General features: G+C 63.0%; 21 protein-coding genes. 10 read left to right on the top strand and 11 right to left on the bottom strand.

Features of this window, described 5'->3' with window-relative positions:
• Nucleotides 1–65: 65 nt before the first annotated feature.
• From ACS3WB_RS00555 to rsmI, 4 genes are all read right to left on the bottom strand, one after another.
• Nucleotides 66–1,604 (bottom strand): YifB family Mg chelatase-like AAA ATPase, encoded by a 1,539-nt coding sequence (locus tag ACS3WB_RS00555; RefSeq protein WP_438273668.1) that lies wholly within the window; start codon nucleotides 1,602–1,604, stop codon nucleotides 66–68.
• A gap of 248 nt (nucleotides 1,605–1,852) precedes the next feature.
• A complete protein-coding gene (gene gshB / locus ACS3WB_RS00550) occupies nucleotides 1,853–2,794 on the bottom strand; it encodes a glutathione synthase (protein WP_438273667.1) in 942 nt (313 codons plus the stop codon).
• A 45-nt stretch (nucleotides 2,795–2,839) separates the two neighbouring features.
• Nucleotides 2,840–3,247 carry a YraN family protein gene (locus tag ACS3WB_RS00545; RefSeq protein ID WP_438273666.1) on the bottom strand — a complete coding sequence of 136 codons (408 nt, stop codon included), beginning with the start codon at nucleotides 3,245–3,247 and terminating at the stop codon, nucleotides 2,840–2,842.
• Complete coding sequence (gene rsmI / locus ACS3WB_RS00540) at nucleotides 3,234–4,187, bottom strand: 16S rRNA (cytidine(1402)-2'-O)-methyltransferase (RefSeq protein WP_438273665.1); 954 nt, start codon at nucleotides 4,185–4,187, stop codon at nucleotides 3,234–3,236. Before rsmI ends, ACS3WB_RS00545 begins: the two co-directional genes overlap by 14 nt.
• 296 nt (nucleotides 4,188–4,483) lie before the next feature.
• Between rsmI and ACS3WB_RS00535 the strand changes: the two genes are divergently transcribed.
• Nucleotides 4,484–5,686 carry a penicillin-binding protein activator gene (locus ACS3WB_RS00535; RefSeq protein WP_438274014.1) on the top strand — a complete coding sequence of 401 codons (1,203 nt, stop codon included), beginning with the start codon at nucleotides 4,484–4,486 and terminating at the stop codon, nucleotides 5,684–5,686.
• A gap of 43 nt (nucleotides 5,687–5,729) precedes the next feature.
• Here the strand turns inward: ACS3WB_RS00535 and hemW are convergent, their stop codons facing one another.
• From hemW to rph, 3 genes are read right to left on the bottom strand one after another with little or no spacing between them, the layout of a single operon-like run.
• A complete protein-coding gene (gene hemW, locus ACS3WB_RS00530; RefSeq protein WP_438273664.1) occupies nucleotides 5,730–6,890 on the bottom strand; it encodes a radical SAM family heme chaperone HemW in 1,161 nt (386 codons plus the stop codon).
• Nucleotides 6,887–7,513, bottom strand: coding sequence for an RdgB/HAM1 family non-canonical purine NTP pyrophosphatase (gene rdgB, locus ACS3WB_RS00525; protein ID WP_438273663.1), 627 nt, complete (start codon nucleotides 7,511–7,513; stop codon nucleotides 6,887–6,889). Before rdgB ends, hemW begins: the two co-directional genes overlap by 4 nt.
• Nucleotides 7,514–7,549: 36 nt before the next feature.
• A complete protein-coding gene (rph, locus tag ACS3WB_RS00520; RefSeq protein ID WP_319798371.1) occupies nucleotides 7,550–8,263 on the bottom strand; it encodes a ribonuclease PH in 714 nt (237 codons plus the stop codon).
• Nucleotides 8,264–8,426: 163 nt separating this feature from the next.
• Between rph and hrcA the strand changes: the two genes are divergently transcribed.
• Together hrcA and grpE are read left to right on the top strand one after the other, a co-directional pair.
• On the top strand, nucleotides 8,427–9,515 hold the full coding sequence (gene hrcA / locus ACS3WB_RS00515) for a heat-inducible transcriptional repressor HrcA (protein ID WP_438273662.1): 1,089 nt from the start codon (nucleotides 8,427–8,429) through the stop codon (nucleotides 9,513–9,515).
• A gap of 102 nt (nucleotides 9,516–9,617) precedes the next feature.
• Nucleotides 9,618–10,217: a nucleotide exchange factor GrpE gene (gene grpE / locus ACS3WB_RS00510; protein WP_438273661.1), complete on the top strand. Its 600-nt coding sequence runs from the start codon at nucleotides 9,618–9,620 to the stop codon at nucleotides 10,215–10,217.
• 47 nt (nucleotides 10,218–10,264) lie between these two features.
• Here the strand turns inward: grpE and ACS3WB_RS00505 are convergent, their stop codons facing one another.
• Nucleotides 10,265–11,209: a hypothetical protein gene (locus ACS3WB_RS00505; protein WP_438273660.1), complete on the bottom strand. Its 945-nt coding sequence runs from the start codon at nucleotides 11,207–11,209 to the stop codon at nucleotides 10,265–10,267.
• 336 nt (nucleotides 11,210–11,545) lie between these two features.
• Between ACS3WB_RS00505 and dnaK the strand changes: the two genes are divergently transcribed.
• The 6 genes from dnaK (at nucleotide 11,546) to ACS3WB_RS00475 (ending at nucleotide 17,969) form a co-directional block, all read left to right on the top strand.
• A complete protein-coding gene (gene dnaK, locus ACS3WB_RS00500) occupies nucleotides 11,546–13,444 on the top strand; it encodes a molecular chaperone DnaK (RefSeq protein ID WP_438273659.1) in 1,899 nt (632 codons plus the stop codon).
• Between the two features lie 155 nt (nucleotides 13,445–13,599).
• Nucleotides 13,600–14,739 carry a molecular chaperone DnaJ gene (dnaJ, locus tag ACS3WB_RS00495; protein ID WP_438273658.1) on the top strand — a complete coding sequence of 380 codons (1,140 nt, stop codon included), beginning with the start codon at nucleotides 13,600–13,602 and terminating at the stop codon, nucleotides 14,737–14,739.
• 92 nt (nucleotides 14,740–14,831) lie between these two features.
• Complete coding sequence (locus tag ACS3WB_RS00490) at nucleotides 14,832–15,434, top strand: class I SAM-dependent methyltransferase (protein ID WP_292619484.1); 603 nt, start codon at nucleotides 14,832–14,834, stop codon at nucleotides 15,432–15,434.
• A gap of 202 nt (nucleotides 15,435–15,636) precedes the next feature.
• On the top strand, nucleotides 15,637–16,215 hold the full coding sequence (locus tag ACS3WB_RS00485) for an NADPH-dependent FMN reductase (protein WP_438274013.1): 579 nt from the start codon (nucleotides 15,637–15,639) through the stop codon (nucleotides 16,213–16,215).
• A gap of 172 nt (nucleotides 16,216–16,387) precedes the next feature.
• Nucleotides 16,388–17,203 carry a 4-hydroxy-tetrahydrodipicolinate reductase gene (gene dapB / locus ACS3WB_RS00480; protein ID WP_438273657.1) on the top strand — a complete coding sequence of 272 codons (816 nt, stop codon included), beginning with the start codon at nucleotides 16,388–16,390 and terminating at the stop codon, nucleotides 17,201–17,203.
• A 142-nt stretch (nucleotides 17,204–17,345) separates the two neighbouring features.
• On the top strand, nucleotides 17,346–17,969 hold the full coding sequence (locus ACS3WB_RS00475) for a 2,3-bisphosphoglycerate-dependent phosphoglycerate mutase (protein ID WP_438273656.1): 624 nt from the start codon (nucleotides 17,346–17,348) through the stop codon (nucleotides 17,967–17,969).
• Nucleotides 17,970–18,199: 230 nt separating this feature from the next.
• Here the strand turns inward: ACS3WB_RS00475 and ACS3WB_RS00470 are convergent, their stop codons facing one another.
• Nucleotides 18,200–19,108, bottom strand: coding sequence for a methylated-DNA--[protein]-cysteine S-methyltransferase (locus ACS3WB_RS00470; protein WP_438274012.1), 909 nt, complete (start codon nucleotides 19,106–19,108; stop codon nucleotides 18,200–18,202).
• A 159-nt stretch (nucleotides 19,109–19,267) separates the two neighbouring features.
• Nucleotides 19,268–19,795, bottom strand: coding sequence for a DUF2244 domain-containing protein (locus ACS3WB_RS00465; RefSeq protein ID WP_438273655.1), 528 nt, complete (start codon nucleotides 19,793–19,795; stop codon nucleotides 19,268–19,270).
• Between the two features lie 22 nt (nucleotides 19,796–19,817).
• Here ACS3WB_RS00465 and nth point away from each other — a divergent pair, with 22 nt between their 5' ends.
• Nucleotides 19,818–20,708: an endonuclease III gene (gene nth, locus ACS3WB_RS00460; protein WP_438274011.1), complete on the top strand. Its 891-nt coding sequence runs from the start codon at nucleotides 19,818–19,820 to the stop codon at nucleotides 20,706–20,708.
• A gap of 298 nt (nucleotides 20,709–21,006) precedes the next feature.
• Here nth and rpsA read toward each other — a convergent pair whose 3' ends face one another.
• On the bottom strand, nucleotides 21,007–22,707 hold the full coding sequence (gene rpsA / locus ACS3WB_RS00455) for a 30S ribosomal protein S1 (RefSeq protein ID WP_438273654.1): 1,701 nt from the start codon (nucleotides 22,705–22,707) through the stop codon (nucleotides 21,007–21,009).
• Between the last annotated feature and the right edge of the window lie 44 nt (nucleotides 22,708–22,751).

Below are 22,751 nucleotides of genomic sequence, written 5' to 3'. Positions count from 1 at the left end.
GATGCGAACAGGGTTAAGAACGTCTTATTGACGGTCTCCGCTTTGCCGATGGAAGTGAACGCTGGTCAGGCCGCCCGCCTGAGGTCCTCCGCGAGCGCTCGATAGGACAACGCTTCGGCGATATGCAGCCGACCGATTTTATCGGCACCGCCGAGGTCAGCGAGCGTGCGGGCGACGCGCAGCACCCGGTGATAACCGCGCGCCGACAGACGCATGCTTTCGGCGGCGTCGCGCAGCAGCTTCAGCCCCTGTGCATCGGGTTGCGCGATGTCTTCCAGCGCGGCCGCCGGCGCTTCGGCATTGGTGCGGACATTCGGAAGTCCGAGCGCGGCATAGCGCGCCGCCTGAATGTCGCGGGCCGCGGCGACACGGGCCCCTACTTCGGTCGACCCTTCCGAGGCGGGTGGCAGAATGAGATCAGAGGCTGTCACGGCCGGGACCTCGATCCGCAGATCGATTCGGTCCAGCAGAGGCCCGGAAATGCGCATCTGATAGTCCGCGGTGCAGCGGTCGATGCGACCGCGCTTGCAGGCGTAACCAGGCTCGAAGGCGTGGCCGCAGCGGCAAGGGTTCATCGCGGCCACCAGCATGAAACGCGCGGGATAGGTCACGCGATGGTTGGCACGGGAGACCGCGATCTCGCCGTTCTCCAGTGGCTGCCGGAGGGAATCCAGCACGCGCGGATCGAACTCCGGCAGTTCGTCCAGAAACAGCACGCCATTATGCGCCAGAGAGATTTCTCCGGGCTTGGCGCGCGTACCGCCGCCCGTCAGCGCGGCCATGCTGGCGGAGTGATGCGGGGCGCGAAAGGGCCGGCGCGAGGTGAGGGCCCCACCGTCGATTTCGCCGGCCACCGACGCGATCATCGACACTTCCAGCAGTTCGGCCGGCGACAGCGGTGGAAGGATCGAGGGCAGGCGCGCCGCGAGCATCGATTTGCCGCTGCCGGGTGAGCCAACCATGAGGAGATGATGCCCGCCGGCGGCTGCGATTTCGAGCGCTCGCTTGGCGCTCTCCTGGCCCTTGATGTCACGAAGGTCGAGAGCAACATTTTGAGTTTCGCGAATCCGGGGCTGTGGCCGGGACAGAACCTGAGTTCCCTTGAAATGATTTGCGATCTGAATCAGCGAGCTTGCGGCGATGATCTGGATGTCCGGGCTCGCCCAGGCCGCCTCCGCGCCGCAGGCTGCCGGGCAGATCAGCCCCTCGTCGCGGCCGTTCGCTCCGATCGCGGCCGGAAGAACGCCTGCGACGGCCGCGATCGAACCGTCCAGGCCGAGTTCGCCGAGCACCGAAAATCCGGACAGGGCGTCGGAGGGAATGGCGCCGATCGCCGCCATCAGGCCGAGCGCGATCGGCAGATCGTAGTGGCTGCCTTCCTTCGGGAGATCGGCGGGGGCGAGGTTGACGGTGATTCGGCGAGCCGGCAGCGCCAAACCTGAAGCGATCAGGGCGGCCCGCACACGCTCCCGAGCCTCCGACACCGCCTTATCCGGCAGGCCGACGATGTTGAAGGCGGGCAGACCCGGCGCGACCTGCACCTGCACGTCGACCGCGCGCGCCTCGATGCCCTCAAATGCGACGGTGGATACCCGCTGAACCATGGCCGCCCCCTCTGCCTATGCGAGATTAGCTTACAACCCTCCCGAGCACAAGAACATTGAGAGAACAAAGTTCCGGATGGCAAGCACTCTCCTTGAGCGTGGTCTGCTCCTAAAACCGGTTCCGCCGTGCGCTGGCAGGCCTGGGATGGTGTCTCGAGCGTTTTCGACCGAAGTGGATATCGGTTCGCGTGAAGAAAACGCGTCAATCAGATCCTGGAGCTTGCTGATTCCATCAGAAGCGAAAGGCACTAGGCTCGTTTCGCCTCGATCCGGTCCCAGATTCGGGCAGCCACATCCGGCCCTCCGAAGGTGGCGATCGCGCGGATGCCGGTGGGGGAGGTGACATTAATTTCGGTGAGATTGCCGTCGATGACGTCGATGCCAACGAACAGCAGTCCGCGTTCGCGCAGCGAGGGGCCGATGCGCTCGCAGATCTCGCGCTCGCGGGGTGTCAGGTCGGTGGCTCTGGCGGCGCCGCCGCGAACCATGTTGGAGCGCAGATCATCCGCGGCCGGAACGCGATTGATGGCGCCGGCGAATTCGCCGTCCACGAGGATGATGCGCTTGTCGCCCTGTTTGACCTCCGGCAGAAAACGCTGGATTACCCATGGCTCGCGGAACGTCACCGAGAACATGTCGAACAGCGACCCGAAATTCATGTCCTGCGGCATCACGCGAAACACCGCGGCTCCGCCATGACCATGCAGCGGTTTCATCACCACCGCGCCGTGCTCGGCGCGAAACGAATTGATCTCGTCGAGATCGCGCGAGATCAATGTCGGCGGCATCAGTTCGGGAAAATCCATCACGAACAGCTTTTCCGGCGCGTCGCGCACGCTTGCGGGATCGTTCACCACCAGCGTCTTCGGATGGATGCGCTCGAGCAAATGAGTACTCGTGATGTAGGCGAGATCGAACGGTGGATCCTGTCGCAGCAACACGACGTCGAATGATTCCATATGCGTGCGTGTCGCATCGCCGAGCGTAAAATGATCGCCGTCCTGATCGCGCACGGTCAGCAGCTGGACCGGCGCAACCACGTCCTTGCCGCGCAGGGACAGCCTGTTCGGCGTGTAATACGAGATCGTGTGGCCGCGTCTCTGCGCCTCCAGCAACAGGGCGAACGTCGAATCGCCGCGCACGTTGATGCGCGCGATGGGATCCATCTGAACGGCGACTTTCAATTTCATGGTGCTCGTCCGTTGATTCAACCGGAGACGCGTAAGCGCCTCAGGCTATGTACTGGCGTCGAATGCACCTGGCAAATGGCGCGGCAATCGTCGTGGCGCAATCAGCATGGCGTCGAAACGAAGCTCGAAAGCTGCATGTTCGGGATGTGCCATCAGCCAGCCTTGCGCCGCGGCGATGATCCGAAGTTGTTGCCGTGGCGTCACCGCATAGGCGGCTTCATCGAGGCTGCGGCGGGCCTTGACCTCGACGAAGGCGAGAAGCTGTCGCCGCCGTGCCACGATGTCGATCTCGCCATGCGGCGTGCGAAACCGCCGCGCCAGAATCCGGTAGCCTTTGGCCATCAGAAAAGCGGCGGCGCGATTCTCCGCCGAAAGGCCCGTATGGAAGGCCGCGACCCGCTCCGGCGCTACTGTCTTCGCGCGGTCGAGGGAATCGTCCCTACCTGCGGTCATTGGCGCCCCTGGCCCGGCCTTGTCCGGCGAGTTCAAGCGCGCGGGCATAGACTTCGCGACGCGGGCGGCCCGACATTTCGACTGCCCGCGCGACGCTGTCCTTGAGGCTGCTTTGCTTCAGCGAAGTCAGCAACAGTTCGTCCAGATCTTCGGATGACATCATGCCTGCGTCAGCCGGAGGCGGGCCGACCACCAGCACAAATTCCCCCCGCGTTTCCAGCGTCTCTGCGGCTTCCGCGAGTTCTCCGAGGGGTGCGCGGCGGATATCCTCGTGCAGTTTCGTCAGTTCGCGACAGATCGCGGCGTCGCGACGTTCGAGGATGGTTGCGAGATCGCGCAAGGATTCCCGGATGCGGCTGCCGGATTCAAACATGACCAGCGTAGCATCGATCCTTGCAAGCTCGGCAAGGCGCGTGCGGCGTGCGGCCTCCTTTGCCGGCAAAAATCCTTCGAAGTAGAACCGGTCCGTCGGCAGCGCGGCGACCGCGAGCGCAGCCAGCACCGACGAGGGTCCGGGCAACGCAACGACCCGATGGCCCGCGGCAGAGACCTCGCGGACCAGCTTGAATCCGGGGTCGGAAATCAGCGGCGTTCCGGCATCGGAGACCAGCGCGATCGAGGCCCCAGCCGCAAGCTGCTCCAGAATTTTCGGACGGGCGGTCGCAGCGTTATGGTCGTGATACGGCTTGAGTACGGCTGTGATCGCGAAGCGTTCGGTGAGACGGCGCGTGATGCGGGTGTCCTCGCATGCGATGATATCGACACCGGCGAGTGTCTCGAGTGCCCGCAGGGTGATGTCGCCGAGATTGCCGATCGGCGTAGCGACCAGATGAAGGCCCGGCGCAGTCTTCGGTGCGACCAGTTGATGACCCGCGATAGAAAAGGTCCGGATACCGGGAGTTTCGGCGTCCGGTTTCAGCGGGGCTGATTTTGCGCGCATAGCGCGGCACTCTATAGCGTTTTCGGGCGAAGTGGATACCGCGCCGAGAAAATCCGTCAGTACGAAAGCCGTGTACTTTGACTCCAATAGAAGGCCAGAACTGCCCAGGGGCGCGAGAAGGGATTCGATTTCACGTTATTTCCGAGAAGTCGGCGGGTTCCGCCGTCCACAAGGTTGGGTACGGCGCCGAGTCGAGGCGGGACACGATCCCTTTGTTCAGGTAATTATTCGTCAGCAATATGCCTGATTCCCTCGGGAGATTGCGCTCGGCCTGTGCGGACGAGTTCATGGCAAGGATGATAATGGCGGACCCGTTCAAACCGAAACCCGAACGTCCGGGCACGACCCGCCGGGCGGCATTGGGTTTTGTCATTGGCGCGCCCTTGCTCGGGGCGTGCTCGGGTGTCCAGCAATCGCTGATCGGTTCGTCGACGCAACCTTCGCCGGCCGCGCCGCCTCAGCAGGGCGCTACCATCGGGGCTGGCCAGGTCAAGGTGGGACTGATCCTCCCGTTGTCGGCTGCCGGCAATGCCAGCATTGCGGCGCAGTCGATGAAGAACGCCGCCGAAATGGCGCTTTCGGAGTTTCAGAATCCGAATATCCAGTTGCTGGTCAAGGACGACGCCGGTTCGGCGCAAGGCGCGCAGCAGGGTGCGCAACAAGCCCTCGATGAAGGCGCCGAAATCATCCTCGGTCCGCTGTTTGCAGCGTCCGTTCCGGCGACTGCGCAGGCGGCGCGGACGCGCGGCATCTCGGTGATCGCGTTCTCGACCGATTCAAGCGTTGCGGGCCGGGGCGTCTATCTCCTGAGCTTTCTTCCCGAATCCGATGTGAACCGGATCGTCGAATATGCCGCGAGCGTCGGAAAGCGCTCGTTTGCCGCCATGGTGCCCGAAAACGCCTACGGCAACGTGGTGGAGGTCGCCTTCAAGCAGACGGTCGGCCGGCACGGCGGGCGTATCGTCGCATTCGAGAAATATGGCGCGGATCGCGCCGGCGCGGCGAAAAACGTGGCGCAGTCGCTTCGCTCGGCCGATGCTTTGCTCATCGCCGATGATGGCGATGCGGTGGTCTCGGTTGCCGACGCGCTCACGGCGGCGGGCGCCAACCTGCGCAATGTCCAGCTTCTCGGCACCGGCCTGTGGGACAATCCACGCGTATCCGCCAGCGCGGCGCTGCAAGGCGGTCTCTATGCGGCTCCCGATCCGTCCGGCTTCCGCGCCTTCGCCGGCCGTTATCGCGCCAAGTTCGGCGGCGAGCCGGTGCGCACGGCGACCCTTGCCTATGACGCGGTTGCGCTGGTCGCGGCCCTCGGGCGAACCCAGGGCGCGCAGCGCTTCGCGGCGGAGACGCTGACAAACCCGTCGGGCTTTGCCGGCATCGACGGCCTGTTTCGATTCCGTTCCGACGGCACCAACCAACGCGGCCTCGCCGTCATGCGTGTCGCGTCCGGTGGTGGCCAAGCGGTTGCCGGATCGCCCAAGAGCTTTGGCGCCTGATCTCTTTGCCGGCATCCCTTAGTGGCCCCCTTGGCTGCCGGAATCAGGCGGCGAGATCGGCCACCACCGCATCGAGCAGCGGAAAGCCATCCTGCGTGACCCGCAAACGGCCGTCGGGGCTGATCGCGATTGCGCCTTCCTCGCGCAAAATGGCGATTCGCCGCGGATCGAGGGGCCGGCCCGACAGCGCCGTGTAGCGCTCCGGATCGATGCCCTCGCGCAACCGCAGCCCCATCAGCAGGAACTCGTCGGCGCGCTCTTCGCTGTTCAGGATATCGTCGGCGACGATCCCGTTGCCGATTGCCTCGACCCGCATGAGCCAGGCCTCCGGCCGCTTTTCCGTGGCGATGGCGTGCCTGTGGCCGTCGATATCGAGACGTCCGTGGGCCCCTGGGCCGATGCCCGCATATTCCTGCCCGCGCCAGTAGACCAGGTTGTGCCGGCATTCCGCGCCGCACCGCGCGTGGTTGGAAATCTCGTAGGCCGGCAGGCCATGATGCGCGCAGATCTCCTGCGTGATGTCATACAGCGCGCGCGCGACCGCTTCATCCGGCGTCCTGAGTTTGCCGGTGGCGTGCATGCCGAAAAACGGCGTGCCTTCCTCGATGGTCAATTGATAGAGCGACAGATGCTCGGCGGCTTCCGCGATCGCGCGCTGCAATTCCTCCGCCCACATGTCAGGCGTCTGGTCGGGGCGCGCATAGATCAGATCGAAGGAATAGCGGTCGAACACCGAGCGCGCGATCGCCACTGCCTCAAGCGCCTCGCGGGCGGTGTGCAGCCGTCCGAGAGCTTTCAGCGAGGAATCGTCGAGCGCCTGCACGCCGAGCGAGACGCGGTTGACGCCGGCGGCGCGATAGCCACGGAACCGCGTGGCTTCGACGCTGGTGGGATTGGCCTCCAGCGTGACCTCGACGTCATCAGCAACGTCCCAATGCTTTCCGATTGCGTCGAGGATGGCGCCGACGGTCTGCGGCTGCATCAAGGACGGCGTGCCGCCGCCGAGGAAGATCGAGGACACGTCGCGGCCGGGTGCGCGGGCGGCGGTGGTTTCGATCTCGCGCACGAATGCCTGCACGAAGCGTTCTTCATCGATCGGCGCGTGCCGGACGTGGCTGTTGAAGTCGCAATACGGACACTTCGACAGGCAGAACGGCCAGTGCACGTAGACGCCGAAAGCGGGCTTCGTGTCAGCGGCGATCAAAGTGCAATCTCCGCAAGCTTCGCGAATGCGCGGGCGCGATGCGACAGGCCGAGGCCGACAGGCGGCAGTCCGTGCTTCTCGGTGCTGGTCATTTCGCCAAAGGTGCGGGCGTGACCGTCCGGCAGGAACGTCGGATCGTAACCGAAACCCGCCGTGCCGCGCGGCGGCCAGACCAGCGTGCCGTCCACGCGGGCTTCGACCTCCTCGAGATGGTCGTCGGGCCATGCGACGCACAATGCCGATACGAAGTGAGCCCGGCGCTTCTCCGGCGTGGTCGCGCCGCGCTCCTGCAACAACCGCTCGATCCGCCCCATCGCCGCGGAAAAATCCGCAGGTTTGCCGGCCCAGCGCGCGGAGTGGATGCCCGGCGCGCCATCGAGCGCGTCGACGACAAGCCCGGAATCATCGGCAAAGGCCGGAATCTTCGCGCGTCTCGCCGCAGCGATGGCCTTGATCCGGGCATTGGCGCGGAAGTCGTCGCCGGTTTCCTCGGGCTCGCCGAGACCGAGTTCGCCGGCCGAGACCGCCTCGACGCCGTAGGGCGCGAGCAATTCGCGCATCTCGGCGAGCTTGCCGGGATTGTGGGTGGCGATCACGAGCTTGCCGGTTATCCGACGATGCATGGCCATCCTGTGACTATTGCGCAAGCGAAGCGCGAATCACGCCACCGCCATTTTCTGCAAATCCACCAGCCGCGCGACCCCTTTTTTTGCGAGTGCCATCAGCGCGAGGAACTCATCCCCCGAGAACGGGGTCTTCTCGGCGGTTCCCTGCACCTCGATGATTCGTCCGTCGCCGGTCATGACGAAGTTGGCGTCGGTATCGGCTTCCGAATCCTCCGCATAGTCGAGGTCGAGGACGGGCGTGCCGTTATAGATGCCGCATGAGACCGCCGCGACGTTGTCGCGGAGCACGCCTGTCTTGAGCATGTTGCGGGCCTTCATCCAGCCGACGCAGTCGGCCAGCGCGACCCATGCGCCGGTGATCGAGGCGGTGCGCGTGCCGCCGTCGGCCTGTATGACATCACAATCGATCGTGATCTGGCGTTCGCCGAGCGCCTCGAGGTCGACTGCGGCACGCAGCGAGCGGCCGATCAGGCGCTGGATTTCCACAGTCCGGCCGCCTTGCTTGCCGGCGGAGGCCTCGCGCCGGGTCCGCTCCAGCGTGGCGCGCGGCAGCATTCCGTATTCGGCCGTGACCCAGCCGCGCCCCTGGCCCTTGAGCCACGGCGGCAGCCGCTCCTCCAGCGTCGCGGTCACCAGCACGTGGGTATCGCCGAATTTCACCAGGCAGGAGCCCTCGGCGTATTTGACAACACCGCGCTCGAGCGACACGGCGCGCAGTTCATCGGGTGCACGGCGGCTCGGCCGCATGGGAAACTCTCCAGCTATCTCGTGAAAATCGATGCTTTCGCCGGTGCTTTTAGGGGCGCGAAGCCGCAACGGCAAGGCTTGAGCATCGATTGTTGCAAAGCTGCTTGCAGCCGATGCCTCCGGGGGACAAATTAGAGGCAGCCATGATGCGCGGGAGATAGTGTTGGTCCATCACGAATCGATTGGCCTGATTGCACCGAATGCCGGGCTTGCCCAGTTGAACGAGCGGTCACGCGACATTTTTCGTCAGATTGTCGAGAGCTATCTCGCGACCGGCGAGCCCGTAGGCTCGCGCAACATTTCCCGCCTGATCGCGGTGCCACTGTCGCCGGCATCGGTTCGCAACGTGATGTCGGATCTCGAACAGCTTGGGCTGATCTATGCACCGCATACTTCGGCCGGACGCTTGCCGACCGAACTCGGCCTGCGGTTCTTTGTCGATGCCCTGATGCAGGTCGGCGACCTCACCGAAGCGGAGCGCCAGTCGATCCAGACCCAGCTCGCGGCGGTCGGCAAGGCGCAGTCGGTCGAAGCCGCGCTCGGCGAAGCCTTGACGCAGCTGTCGGGACTGACGCGCGCGGCGGCGGTGGTTCTGACGGCCAAATCCAACGTGCGTCTGAAGCACATCGAATTTGTCAGGCTGGAGCCGGAGAAGGCGCTGGTGGTGCTCGTCGCCGAGGACGGGCAGGTTGAAAATCGCGTGCTGACGCTGGCGTCCGGCGTTCCGGCGTCCGCGCTGACCGAAGCGTCGAATTTTCTCAATGCGCGAATCCGCGGCCGAACGCTTGCCGAAGCGCGTCTCGAACTCGAGACCGCACTGACGCAGAGCAAGGCCGAACTCGATCAGCTCACCCAGAAGATCATTGCGGCCGGGATTGCGAGCTGGTCGGGCGGCGACAGCGATGACCGGCAACTGATCGTGCGTGGCCACGCCAATCTGCTGGAGGACTTGCACGCGATGGAAGACCTCGAGCGGGTGCGGTTGTTGTTCGACGACCTCGAAACCAAACGCGGCGTGATCGACTTGCTCGGCCGCGCCGAACGCGCCGATGGGGTCCGCATCTTCATCGGTTCGGAAAACAAGCTGTTCTCGTTGTCGGGGTCCTCGACGATCATCGCGCCCTACAGCGACGGCGCCGGCCATATCGTCGGCGTCCTCGGCGTGATCGGACCGACCCGGCTGAATTACGCCCGGGTGATCCCGATGGTCGACTATGCCGCCCGCATCGTCAGCCGGATGCTCGGCGGCTGAGTCCTCGCCGGTCCCCCGCCTGCGCTTGATTTTTACGCCTGAACCACGATATCCCGCACGGACCATCCATTCGTTCGAGACCATTTGCGAGAAGGCTGCGTGATGACCGATTCCGACGGCAAAACAAACAATTCCGGCGATCCCGCTCCGGAGGCCGAGCCGGTGGTATCCAAGCCGTACATCATGCCCGACGATCCCGAGGAAGGGTCGCTGGACGCGCTGACCAAGGAAGCCGCAGAAGCGAAGGACCGGATGCTGCGCACGCTGGCGGAGATGGAAAATCTGCGCAAGCGCACCGCGCGGGAGGTGTCGGACGCGCGAGCTTATGCCATATCGGGGTTCGCCCGTGATGTGCTGGACATTGCCGACAATCTGCAACGCGCGCTCGATGCGGTGCCGGCCGAGGCGCGCGCCGCGGCCGAACCCGGGCTGAAATCTCTGATCGAGGGCGTCGAGCTGACCGAGCGTTCGCTGCACAACGCGCTGGAGAAGCACGGCGTGAGGAAGTTCGATCCGGCCGGCGAAAAGTTCGATCCGAATGTTCACCAGGCGATGTACGAAGTTCCCGATTCGTCGGTTCCCGCCGGTACGATCGCGCAGGTTATTCAGGCCGGCTACATGATCGGCGAGCGTGTGTTGCGCCCGGCGCTGGTGGGTGTTGCGAAGGGTGGCGCCAAGCCGGCCGCTTCCGAACAGGGTTAGCCTGTTTCGCGGGCTTGGCCGCAAGGTCTGTCCACTAAGAGGTCTGCCTACTGGGATTTGGGCTGGATGCCGTCGCGCACCGCGCGAAAGCGTGGAAACGCGGCGGACCATCCGTCGCGCGGCGTGCTGCCGATCAGTCGCATTGCCGTGTTTCCGCTGCCGAACACCAGCCATTGGACGACCGTCACCGGCGCATTCGTTTGTGCGTTGGTGGCGTCGATCCGCGTTTCAAAGCCGGGCGATCCGTTGATCCGCATCGGCTCCGACATCGTGATGCGCGCGTCGCGCAGATTCGGGATCGTTGTGGCGGCGTCGCGTGCGAACCGGTCCCGATCGTCGGGCCGTTCCGGAGCCGAGCCGATCGGGGCGATGATCATGAACGCCTTGCTGTCGATGTCGGTGTCCGTTGCGGCGTCGGCGAGCAGGATGGCGGCTCCCGGCGCCAGCGTGCGGACCGTTTTGAAGGAGCTCAATTCGGTCAGCTTGAAGGGCAGCAGGCTGAGCTGCTCCTCCACCGGCACTTCCTTGCGCAGCGCCACCGTTGCGAACATCTTCTGGACGGCCTCGTCGGAATAGATCTTTTCGACGTTCTCCGGCACTTGCGCCGCGACATATCCGGAAAAGGTGTCGCCCGACACCACCATCGAATAGCGCCGGACGTTGTCGCTGCCGCTCTTGGCGTTCTCGACGATGAAATAGCCCTGTCCGCTTGCGGTCTCGAGGCCTTGAGGCTTCGGACCCTGAGCAGCGGGTGTCCCGGATCTGGCGACAGCCTCCACGTCCCGGAAGGCGGCGGGCGGAAGCTCTGCGACGACGACCTTGACCTGATGATCGGCTGTCTCGAAGCCGGGAAATGTCTTTGAGGGGGAAAGGCCAATCAGCGGAACCAGTCCGATCCGACTGCCAGGCGCATAGATCAAGCCGTCGGCGAAAGCGGCGACGACGCCGGCCAGCAGAAACACAGCGGCTACCGCTTGCGTCAGATATCTCATGGAATCTCTCTTGGAGTTGCATTAAGGCCGTTCAATGATCGGTCGGTACAACGCTCTCGCTGCTTTCGCCAACCGGTTTTGGCGGTGGTTTCCGCATGTCGTTAACGGATCGAATCGCAATGTCGCGATCTGCTGGGGCTGTCCGGAAAAGAGGCAGGCTTCCTTAAAAAGGGATGTTTTCCGCCACGAAGGATCGCGCCGGTCCTTGCGGCCACCACCCCCCCTCCTATATGAGGCTCACCGCCGCTATATCGCGCGCATTTGATATCTGGGGGTCTGGATAAGGGTGCCGTCAGGGCCCGGCCGGACTGCCGCAACAAGAGGGATACAAGGACCATGGGAAAGGTCATCGGGATCGACCTCGGCACCACGAACTCGTGCGTTGCCGTAATGGACGGCAAGACGCCGAAAGTCATCGAAAACGCGGAAGGGATGCGGACCACCCCGTCCATTGTCGCCTTCAGCGATGACGGCGAGCGGCTCGTCGGGCAGCCGGCCAAGCGCCAGGCCGTGACCAATCCCGAGCGGACCATTTTCGCCGTCAAGCGTCTGATCGGCCGCCGTTACGACGACCCCACGGTCGAAAAGGACAAGAAGCTTGTCCCTTACAAGATTGCAAAAGCCGGCAACGGCGATGCCTGGGTCGAGGTGGATGGCAAGACCTATTCCCCTTCGCAGATTTCGGCTTTCATCCTCCAGAAGATGAAGGAGACCGCCGAAGCCCATCTGGGCCAGAAGGTCGATCAGGCCGTCATCACGGTTCCCGCCTATTTCAACGACGCGCAACGACAGGCGACCAAGGATGCCGGCAAGATCGCCGGTCTCGAAGTGCTGCGCATCATCAACGAGCCGACCGCGGCGGCATTGGCCTACGGCCTCGACAAGTCGAAGGCCGGCACCATCGCCGTGTACGATCTCGGCGGCGGCACGTTCGACGTGTCGATCCTGGAGATCGGCGACGGCGTGTTCGAGGTGAAGTCGACCAATGGCGATACGTTCCTTGGCGGCGAAGATTTCGACATGCGTCTGGTCAACTATCTCGCCGATGAATTCCAGAAGGAGCAGGGCATCAACCTGCGCAACGACAAGCTCGCCTTGCAGCGGCTGAAGGAAGCCGCCGAGAAGGCCAAGATCGAGCTGTCGTCGACCACGCAGACCGAAATCAACCTGCCGTTCATCACGGCCGACCAGTCCGGTCCGAAACATCTGACCATGAAGCTCACCCGCGCCAAGTTCGAGGCGCTGGTCGACGATCTGGTTCAGAAGACCATCGAGCCATGCCGCAAGGCGCTGAAGGATGCCGGACTGACGGCGGGCGAAGTCGGCGAAGTGGTGCTGGTCGGCGGCATGACGCGCATGCCGAAGGTCCAGGAAGTGGTCAAGCAGTTGTTCGGCAAGGAGCCGCACAAGGGCGTCAACCCGGACGAGGTTGTCGCGATCGGTGCTGCGATCCAGGCCGGCGTGCTGCAGGGCGACGTCAAGGACGTCCTGCTGCTCGACGTCACCCCGCTGTCGCTGGGCATCGAGACACTGGGCGGCGTGTTCACTCGCATCATTGATCGCAACACCACGATCCCGACCAAGAAGAGCCAGGTGTTCTCGACTGCCGAGGACAACCAGAACGCCGTCACCATCCGCGTCTTCCAGGGTGAGCGCGAAATGGCGGCCGACAACAAGATTCTCGGCCAGTTCGATCTGATGGGCATTCCGCCGGCTCCGCGCGGCATGCCGCAGATCGAGGTGACGTTCGACATCGACGCCAACGGCATCGTCAATGTCTCGGCAAAGGACAAGGCGACCGGCAAGGAGCAGCAGATCCGCATCCAGGCGTCCGGCGGTCTGTCCGAGGCCGACATCGAGAAGATGGTCAAGGACGCGGAAGCCAACGCAACCGAGGACAAGAAGCGCCGCGAGGCTGTCGACGCCAAGAACCACGCCGATGGTCTGGTGCACTCGACCGAAAAGGCGCTGAGCGAACACGGCTCCAAGATCGAGGAAAGCGACCGCCGCGCCATTGAAGACGCCGTCAGCGATCTGAAGGAAGCGCTGAAGGGCGACGACGCCGAGGCGATCAAGGCCAAGACGAATACGCTGGCGCAGGCGTCGATGAAGCTCGGCGAAGCCATGTACAAGCAGCAGGCCGAAGCCGACGCAGCCAAGGACGCCGCGAAGGACGATGTCGTCGACGCCGAGTTTACCGAGGTCGACGACGACAAGAACAAGAAGTCTGCTTAGGCAGCGAGAATGACCATGACCCCCGTTTCCTCTGAGCACGCAGAGCGTCTCGAAGGGCGGGGGTTATGTTTCTTTAAGCGGGACGCTGCATCCTCTGGCCGACGAATCATTCATGCGTCTTTTGGGATGAAGCGACGTTCGGGCGGTATGGACTGATGTCGACCAAGCGCTGTTACTACGAAACCCTTGAGGTTGATCGGAACGCGGACGAATCCAAGCTCAAGGCGGCCTTTCGCAAACTGGCCATGAAATGGCATCCGGACCGAAACCCGGGCGATGCCACCAGCGAGATACGCTTCAAGGAAATCAACGAGGCCTATGAAGTCCTGAAGGACGGCGATAAACGCGCCGCCTACGATCGTTTCGGTCACGCCGCGTTCGAGCATGGCGGCATGGGTGGGGGCGGAGGCGCGGGATTCGGAGCCGGATTCGCGTCATCGTTCTCCGACATTTTCGAAGACCTGTTTGGAATGGCCGGGCAGCGCGGCCGGGGCGGCGGCCGCGAGCGCGGCGCAGACCTTCGCTACAATATGGAAATCTCCCTGGAGGAAGCTTTCCAGGGCAGGACGGCTCAGATCGAAATTCCGGTTTCGGTCACCTGCGAGTCCTGTTCCGGCACTGGCGCCAAAGCGGGGACCAAGCCGAAGAACTGCGCGATGTGCGGCGGAGCCGGACGAATTCGCCAGGCCCAGGGCTTTTTCACACTGGAGCGTACCTGTCCCGGCTGCCAAGGGCGCGGTCAGATGATCGAGGATCCCTGTCCCTCCTGCAACGGTTCGGGCCGCGTGAGCCGCGAGCGCTCGCTGTCGGTCAACATTCCGGCCGGCGTCGAGGATGGCACCCGCATCCGTCTGGCTGGCGAAGGCGAGGCCGGAATCCGTGGCGGGCCGCCGGGCGACCTCTACATTTTCCTGTCCCTCGCTTCTCATGAGTTCTTCCAGCGTGACGGCGCCGATCTGCATTGCCGCGTCCCGATCTCGATGGTCACGGCCGCGCTTGGCGGAGAATTCGAGGTGCCGACCATCGACAAGAGCAAGACGAAGGTGAAGGTGCCGTCCGGGACACAATCAGGCCGCCGATTCCGAATCGCGTCCAAAGGCATGCCGGTGCTGCGCTCGCGCCAGACCGGCGACATGTATGTGCAAGTGATGGTTGAAACACCGCAGAATCTGACCAAGAAGCAGCAGGATCTTCTCGCCGAGTTCGAAAAATTATCGTCGGGTGCCACTCAGCCCGAGGCGGCTGGTTTCTTCACTAAGGTCAAGGACTTCTTCGGCACGCGCGCGGGCCCCTGAAGAGCGTTTTGCTTGACCGCTTCGATTGCCGGCTGTACCTGTGTATAACTTAAGTCTGACATCCTGCCAGTAGTGACCCACCTGGGTGCAAAATGCCTTTGCAAATGTCCGCGCGTGCGTTGAAGAAGCCGCTCCGCCTCGATGACGAGGTTCGCTTTCTCCGCTCGTGGATCGAAAAGCCGCTCCATATGGGTGCGGTCATGCCGTCCGGGCGCCTTCTGGCCCGCACCATGGCGCAATATGTTGATGTCGGATCGAGCGACCCGGTTGTCGAACTTGGGCCTGGCACGGGCGCCATCACCAATGCGCTGATCGAGCACGGCGTGGATCAGAAGCGTCTCGTGCTGGTCGAGTACGATCCGGGATTTTGCGCATTGCTTCGCGACCGTTACCCACAGGCGACGGTCGTTCAGGGCGATGCCTATACGTTGCGGGACTCGCTGTGGAACGTGCTGGGCGCTCGCGCCTCGGCCATCGTTTCCGGCCTGCCGCTCGTCACCAAACCGATGTTGACGCGGCTCAGGTTGATCCGCGATGCTTTCGCGACGCTCGCCCCCGGCGCACCGTTCGTGCAGTTCACTTATTCGGTCGTACCCCCGATCCCCAAATCGCTGCCAGGCATTTCGACGGAAGCATCCGAGCGGATCTGGATGAATCTTCCTCCTGCGCGCGTCTGGGTGTATCGCAGACGCTGACGGGGCAGAGCGGGGTTGTTCAGAGGTTCGCATCCTTTCCCTGAAGTGGTTCAAGCGAAGTTCCGAACCTGAACCAGGTTTGGATTTGTGAATTCGGCAGTATCCATTTCGAATCAGAAGTTCGCTTCGGGATGGCGCCGCACAATGAAGCAAACTTCAGTGTCAGGGTCCTAGCGCGGCTGGACTGCCTGCAATGCGACCGATGTCCGCGCCGAAAATTCTCGTCATTCCCGGCTCGCTACGCACTGGCTCGCACAATGCGAGGCTCGCCGCCGTTGCAGTCGCGGAATTTGTCCGTGCCGACGTCGAAGTCGCCCGTATTTCGCTCGGCGACTTTCCGTTGCCGATCTACGATGCCGATATGCAGGCAAAATCCGGCGTGCCCGCCAGCGCCGTCCGTCTCATGCAGATGATCGGGGCGCATGACGGGATTCTCATCGTGACGCCCGAATACAACGCTTCGCTGCCGCCATTGCTCAAGAATGCCATCGATTGGGTCTCATGCGTTCAGGTTCCGCACGAAGCGCGCGGCCAGGTTTTTCACGGCCGTGCGTTTGCGATCGCGTCGGCCTCCGCCGGACGGTTCGGGGGCGCGCGATGTCTGGCCCAGTTGCGCCTTGTACTCTCCGCGTGCCGCGCGCTGGTGATACCCAATCAGCTCGCTCTGTCGTTCGCAGCCGATGCCTATGATGACATGGAACGCTTGAAGCATCCGGCCGATGCCGATGCGCTGAGGGCCATGGTGCGCCAATTGATCGAGATCGTCGGAAACGCCCGCTGAAGCGGGCGCGGCCTGAGGCAAACCTGCTCACCGCTCACCATGTTCGAAAAGACACCTGCGGTCATCGAGCGCCATGACATTCTCACCGCGCGGCAGGCGATGCTGAGCTTGATCGGTTGCCGGGAAACCCGGCCCCCGCTATACCCGGAGAGTATTTTAAAGGACTCGGTTCGTGGCCGACATGCGTTTGATTGTTGCGGGAGCAGGCGGCCGGATGGGCCGGGCTCTAGTGCGCGCGATGACGGAAACCGGCGGCGCGGTGTTGGCGGGCGCGCTGGAGTCGCCAGGATCCGAACTGGTCGGAAAGGATGCTGGTATTCTGGCCGGCCTTCCCGCCAATGGAATCGAAGTATCGGCCGATCTCTGGTCGATGGCGGCGAATGCCGACGGTATCCTGGATTTTACGGTTCCGGCGGCGACCATCGCGAACGTCGCCATCGCCGCCGAGCGCCGGCTGGTTCACGTCATCGGCACGACGGGCCTGTCGGCTTCGGATATGGCGGTCATCAAGAGCGTGACCTCCCGCACCGTGGTCGTGCAGTCGGGCAACATGAGCCAGGGCGTCAATCTGCTCGCCGCGCTGGTGAAACGGATGGCGCAATCGCTGGACGAAAGTTTCGATATCGAAGTTCTTGAAATGCATCACCGGGCCAAGATCGACGCGCCCTCCGGCACCGCGCTGATGTTGGGACAAGCGGCGGCAGACGGCCGCAAGATCGTGCTGGACCAGCATGCGGAGCGCGGGCGTGACGGGGTCACCGGCGCCCGCAAATCGGGCGACATCGGTTTTGCCTCGCTCCGCGGCGGCACCGTGTCCGGAGACCACAGCGTCATCTTCGCGGGTCCTTACGAGCGTATAACGCTGTCTCATCACGCCGAAGACCGAATGATCTTCGCGCATGGTGCGTTGAAAGCCGCAAAATGGGCGCAAGGCAAGGCACCCGGCCTTTATTCAATGGCCGACGTGCTCGGGCTTGGCGACGTCTAGCATCTAGAGCGTTTTCAAGCGAGGTGGATACCGCTTCGCGTATAGAAAACGCGTTAAAACAAAAAGCTGGAGCCGGCTTTGATCCCTCAAAGCGGAATAGCTCCAGCGGCTACCAGAACTGAAGAAAGCGGGAACAGGCAGAATGAGCGAACGTCTTCTGGTGCTCGTGCGTCACGGCCAGAGCGAATGGAATTTGAAGAACCTGTTCACGGGTTGGAAGGATCCTGATCTGACCGAACTCGGCGTAGCCGAGGCGAGAGAGGCAGGACGCAAGCTGAAGGCGCAGGGCTTTGTGTTCGACATCGCCTTTACCTCGCTGTTGATTCGTGCCGAGCACACACTCGACCTCGTGCTGGAGGAGTTGGGCCAGGCCGGAATTCCGGTCAGGAAAGATCAGGCGTTGAACGAGCGTGACTACGGCGACCTTGCCGGCCTCAACAAGGATGAGGCTCGGAAAAAATGGGGCGAGGAGCAGGTGCTGGTCTGGCGCCGGTCGTATGACGTGCCGCCGCCCGGCGGCGAGAGCTTGAAGGATACGCTGGCACGCACGCTGCCGTACTTCGTGCAGGAAATCCTGCCCTGTGTGCTGCGCGGCGAGTGCACGCTCGTTGCGGCGCACGGCAATTCGCTGCGCGCGCTCGTCATGGTGTTGGAAAAGTTGTCGCCGGAGCAAATTCTCAAGCGCGAACTAGCAACCGGCGCGCCCGTGATCTATCGGCTGAACGCCGACGCGACTGTGGCCTCGAAGCTCGATCTCGCGGCCTGAAAGGCCTTTTAGAGCATGATCCCGAAAAGTGGAAACCGGTTTTCGGAAAAGATCATGCTCAAACAAAAGGGTAAGCGAGGAGTCTGATTCAACTCGGTTGAAACAGACTCTCGCGCGTTTTCGAGCGAAGCATGTTCTCCGGCTCGATCCGACGAATACCGGTTCGCGCCAGATCAAATCATAGAGCCAGCCTCTGATTCAGAAGCGAAAAGTCTCTGCTATTGGAGGCTCTAGTCGAAGCCGGTCTGCCCTGCTTCCCAACCCAGCATCGCCTGCTTGCGGGTGATACCCCAGTGATAGCCGGTCAATGCGCCGCTCTTGCCGAGCACGCGATGGCAGGGCACCACGAACGATATCGGGTTCTTGCCGACCGCGGCGCCCACGGCGCGCGACGCCTTCGGGCGGTCCAGGTCAGCGGCGATGCTTGAATAGGTCGTGGCATTGCCCATGGGAATCCTGAGCAGGGTTTGCCAGACCCGGACCTCGAAATCCGTGCCGATCAGAACCACGCGCAGCGGCTGATCCGCTCGCCAGAGATTCGTATCGAACACACGCTGCGCCAGCGCGGCCGTTCGGGCATGGTCCTCGACATAGGTCGCATTGGGCCAGCGCCGCTTCATATCGGCCAGGGCTGTCTGCTCCCCACCGGTGTCGGCGAAAGCGAGGCCGGCAAGGCCGCGGTCGCTGGCGATCACAATCGCCGCTCCGAATGGCGAGGGATGAAAGCCGAACGCCAGCCTCGTGCCGGCGCCGCCGTTCTTCCATTCGCCGGGCGACATCGCCTCATGCGTGACGAACAGGTCGTGCAGGCGGCCCGGCCCGGACAGGCCGGAGTCGAGGGCTGCATCGAGCACGCTGGCGGACTTGCGCAACAGTCCTCTGGCGTGGTCGAGCGTGAGCGCCTGCATGAAAGCTTTCGGCGTCAGCCCGGCCCAGCGGCGAAAGAGGTGATGCAACTCGTCCGGAGTGACGCCTGCGGCATCGGCCATCGCTTCGACCGTCGGCTGCGTGCGCCAGAATTTTGAGATGAAGGCGATCGCGCGACGCACCGCATCGTAATCGCGCAACGCAGCGTTTTGCGAGCCGGGCTTTGCGAGGCGGGGATCGGTCGGAGCGAGTTCTTTTGCGAGCATCACCATGCGTGAACTGTAGGGCGGCCGCCCTGTTGCAGCCACCCGATTCCCGTGCCGGCCTTTATCGTTTTCAAGCGAGGCCCTCGGCCCTTGCCAAATCGGCTCGCGTGAAAAACAACGCGTCAAAACAAAATCATGGAGCCTCGCCCTCAGAAGCGGAGCGGCCTAGGTGATCGGATTGTAGATCGGACCGCGCTTCGCGATCTGGAGCGCATTGGAGAAGGCTTTGACGAAACTTAATTTTTCATCCGGGCCGAGAAAATTTGCGATCGAGATCCGGCGGCCGCGCGAAACCAGATAGAGCCGCTCGATGCCGAATTCCTCGTGCACGATCTTTTCGAGATGTACCCATAGCGGATTGGAGACCCACTCGACGATATGACCGCGGTGGGTAGTGCGGCGCACCCGCAATTCGAGGTGTGTGATGGAGATTTCCTCGGTGGCTTGGGCGCGTCGGAAGTTGATGCGGAAGGCAAAGTAAATGGCGAGAACGTCCAGACCAAAAAAACCGAATACCGGCCAGGCGCCCATCATCAGGAAGATCATTCCTGCGGCAAAACTCCCCAGGGTCAGAACCGCCATCATCAGCATGAAATGGGCTCGGTTCAACGAGCGGTGCGGCGTCAGCAGCGCCGAAAACAGCGTCTGCTCGGCGAGCTCCGGATGACCAGCCAAGTTACTGTCTAATGCCATTGGAAACCACTATACCATGATCATGTCAAAAAACACCCGTCGCACCTTTGCAACGCTGAGGCCCGCGCGAGAACGGGCGACCAAACTCGCGAACGGCCCTGTGGCGGATTCTCGGCAGCAAAAATCCGTTGCGGCGAAATCGAGGCAGGCTCCGGCGGTTAAAAAGCGGCGAAAGCCGTCGCCGACACCCGAGGCGAAAACCGTCGCCAAGACCGTCAGGGCTGTCGCCGGGCCGCCCGCGCGGAGGTCGGCGTCGCGCGGCGAGCCGTCCCTGAGACCCTGGACGCGTGCCGAAGTCCGGGAGGCTTTCGTGCGTTTCCGCAAGGCCAATCCCGAGCCGAAGGGCGAGCTCGAACATCTCAATCCCTACACGCTGCTCGTCGCGGTGGTGTTGTCGGCGCAGGCGACCGACGCCGGTGTCAACAAGGCGACTCGCGCGCTGTTCGCCGTCGCCGATACACCCGCCAAGATGGTGGCGCTCGGTGAGGAAAAGGTCCGTGATTACATCAAGACCATCGGGCTCTATCGCAACAAGGCGCGGAATGTGATCGCGCTGTCGGAAAAACTGCTCACGGATTTCAACGGCGAAGTCCCGCGCAGCCGCGCCGGAATCGAATCGCTGCCAGGCGCGGGCCGCAAGACCGCAAACGTGGTGCTCAACATGGCTTTCGGGGAGCACACCATGGCGGTTGACACTCATGTCTTCCGTGTCGGCAATCGTACCGGCATGGCACCGGGCAGGACGCCGCTCGAGGTCGAGCTCGAACTCGAGCGCGTGATTCCTGACGAATTCATGCTGCATGCGCATCACTGGCTGATCCTGCACGGACGCTATACCTGCCTGGCGCGATCGCCGCGCTGTGCGGTATGCCTGATTAACGACCTGTGCCGCTGGCCGGAAAAGACGATCTAGAGCGCAGTCGCTGATCCATCGCCTCCAGGGGCTAGATCATGATTTTGGACCGGGTCGATCCAAAATCATGAACGTGATCGATTCCCATAATTTTGAGAAGCGGGACGCGGCGCGGAAAACCGCTGCACACTTTCCTCATCCTGCTCTCCGGCGTCGACCTGAGCCTCGCCGCGGAAAACCTGCGTGTCCTATAAAACGCGAACATGGGCGTTCGGGTTCCGGGGCGAAGCGTCATTGCAAAATAAAAGGCCCCGGTCAAAAACCGGGGCCTTGATTGCTGCAACAGGAAGCCTGAGGCTTACTTGTCCGTGCGCTGCTTCAGGGCAGTGCCGAGGATGTCGCCCAGCGTCGCGCCCGAGTCGGATGAGCCATATTGCGCAATGGCTTCCTTCTCTTCGGCAACTTCCAGCGCCTTGATCGAGACCTGCACCTTGCGGGCCTTCTTGTCGAACTGGATGACTCGGGCATCGACCTTTTCGCCCACGGCGAAACGCTCGGTGCGCTGGTCGTTGCGGTCGCGCGCCAGTTCGGAGCGCTTGATGAAGGTCTGGAACTCGGTGCCGACGATCTGCACCTCGATGCCGCCGTCCTTCACCTCGAGCACCTCGCAGGTTACGACCGCGCCCTTCTTGACGTCGCCCGGTTCGGCGAACGGGTCGCCTTCGAGCTGCTTGACGCCGAGCGAGATACGTTCCTTCTCGACGTCGACGTCGAGTACGACGGCCTTGACCATGTCGCTGCGCTTGAAGTTGTCGATGACCTGCTCGCCCGGGACCTTCCAGTCGAGATCGGAGAGGTGGACCATGCCGTCGACATCGCCCTCCAGGCCAAGGAACAGGCCGAACTCGGTCTTGTTCTTGACCTCGCCCTCCACGGTCGAACCGACCGGGTGCTTTTCGACGAACGCTTCCCACGGATTGCGCATGGTCTGCTTGAGGCCGAGCGAAATCCGCCGCTTGACGCTGTCGACCTCGAGCACCTGCACTTCGACTTCCTGCGAGGTCGAGACGATCTTGCCGGGGTGCATGTTCTTCTTGGTCCACGACATCTCGGAAACGTGAATCAGGCCTTCGATGCCCGGCTCCAGTTCGACGAACGCGCCGTAATCGGTGATGTTGGTGACGCGGCCGGTGAAGCGGGCGTTGAGCGGATACTTCGCCTCGATGCCCTGCCACGGATCGTCCAGGAGCTGCTTCATGCCGAGCGAGATGCGGTGGGTCTCGTGGTTGATCTTGATGATCTTGACCTTCACCGTCTGGCCGATCGCCAGCACCTCGGTCGGATGATTGACGCGGCGCCAGGCGATATCGGTGACGTGCAGCAGGCCGTCGATGCCGCCGAGATCGACGAACGCGCCGTAATCGGTGATGTTCTTGACCACGCCGTCGATCACCTGGCCCTCTTCGAGATTCTGCACCAGTTCCTGGCGCTGCTCGGCGCGGGTTTCTTCGAGCACGGTGCGACGCGACACGACGATGTTGCCGCGGCGGCGATCCATCTTGAGGATCTGGAACGGCTGGGTGTTGTTCATCAGCGGGCCGACGTCGCGAATGGGACGGATGTCCACCTGCGAGCGCGGCAGGAAGGCGACAGCGCCGTCGAGATCGACGGTGAAGCCGCCCTTGACCTGATTGAAGATGACGCCGTGCACCTTCTCGTTGTTCTGGAACGCCTTTTCGAGCTTGCCCCAGCTTTCCTCGCGGCGCGCCTTGTCGCGCGACAGCACGGCCTCGCCAAGCGCGTTCTCGATGCGGTCGAGGAAGACCTCGACTTCGTCGCCGACCTTCAGGGTGCTCTCGCGGCCGGGTCCGGAGAATTCGCGTAGCGCCACGCGGCCTTCGGTCTTGAGGCCGACGTCGATGACGGCCATGTCCTTCTCGATCGCGACCACCTTGCCCTTGATGACGGAGCTTTCCTGCAGGTTGCCGCCGGCGAAGGACTCGTCGAGCATTGCGGCAAAATCGTCACGGGACGGGTTGTAGGTATCAGTCGAAGCCATTTGTTCTCCAAGCGGGATACTTGCCGGCGGTTCAGGTTGACGGG

It is taken from the genome of Nitrobacter sp. (assembly GCF_051535215.1).
Classification (GTDB): Bacteria; Pseudomonadota; Alphaproteobacteria; order Rhizobiales; family Xanthobacteraceae; genus Nitrobacter.
This window is presented reverse-complemented; position numbering and strand designations above follow the sequence as displayed.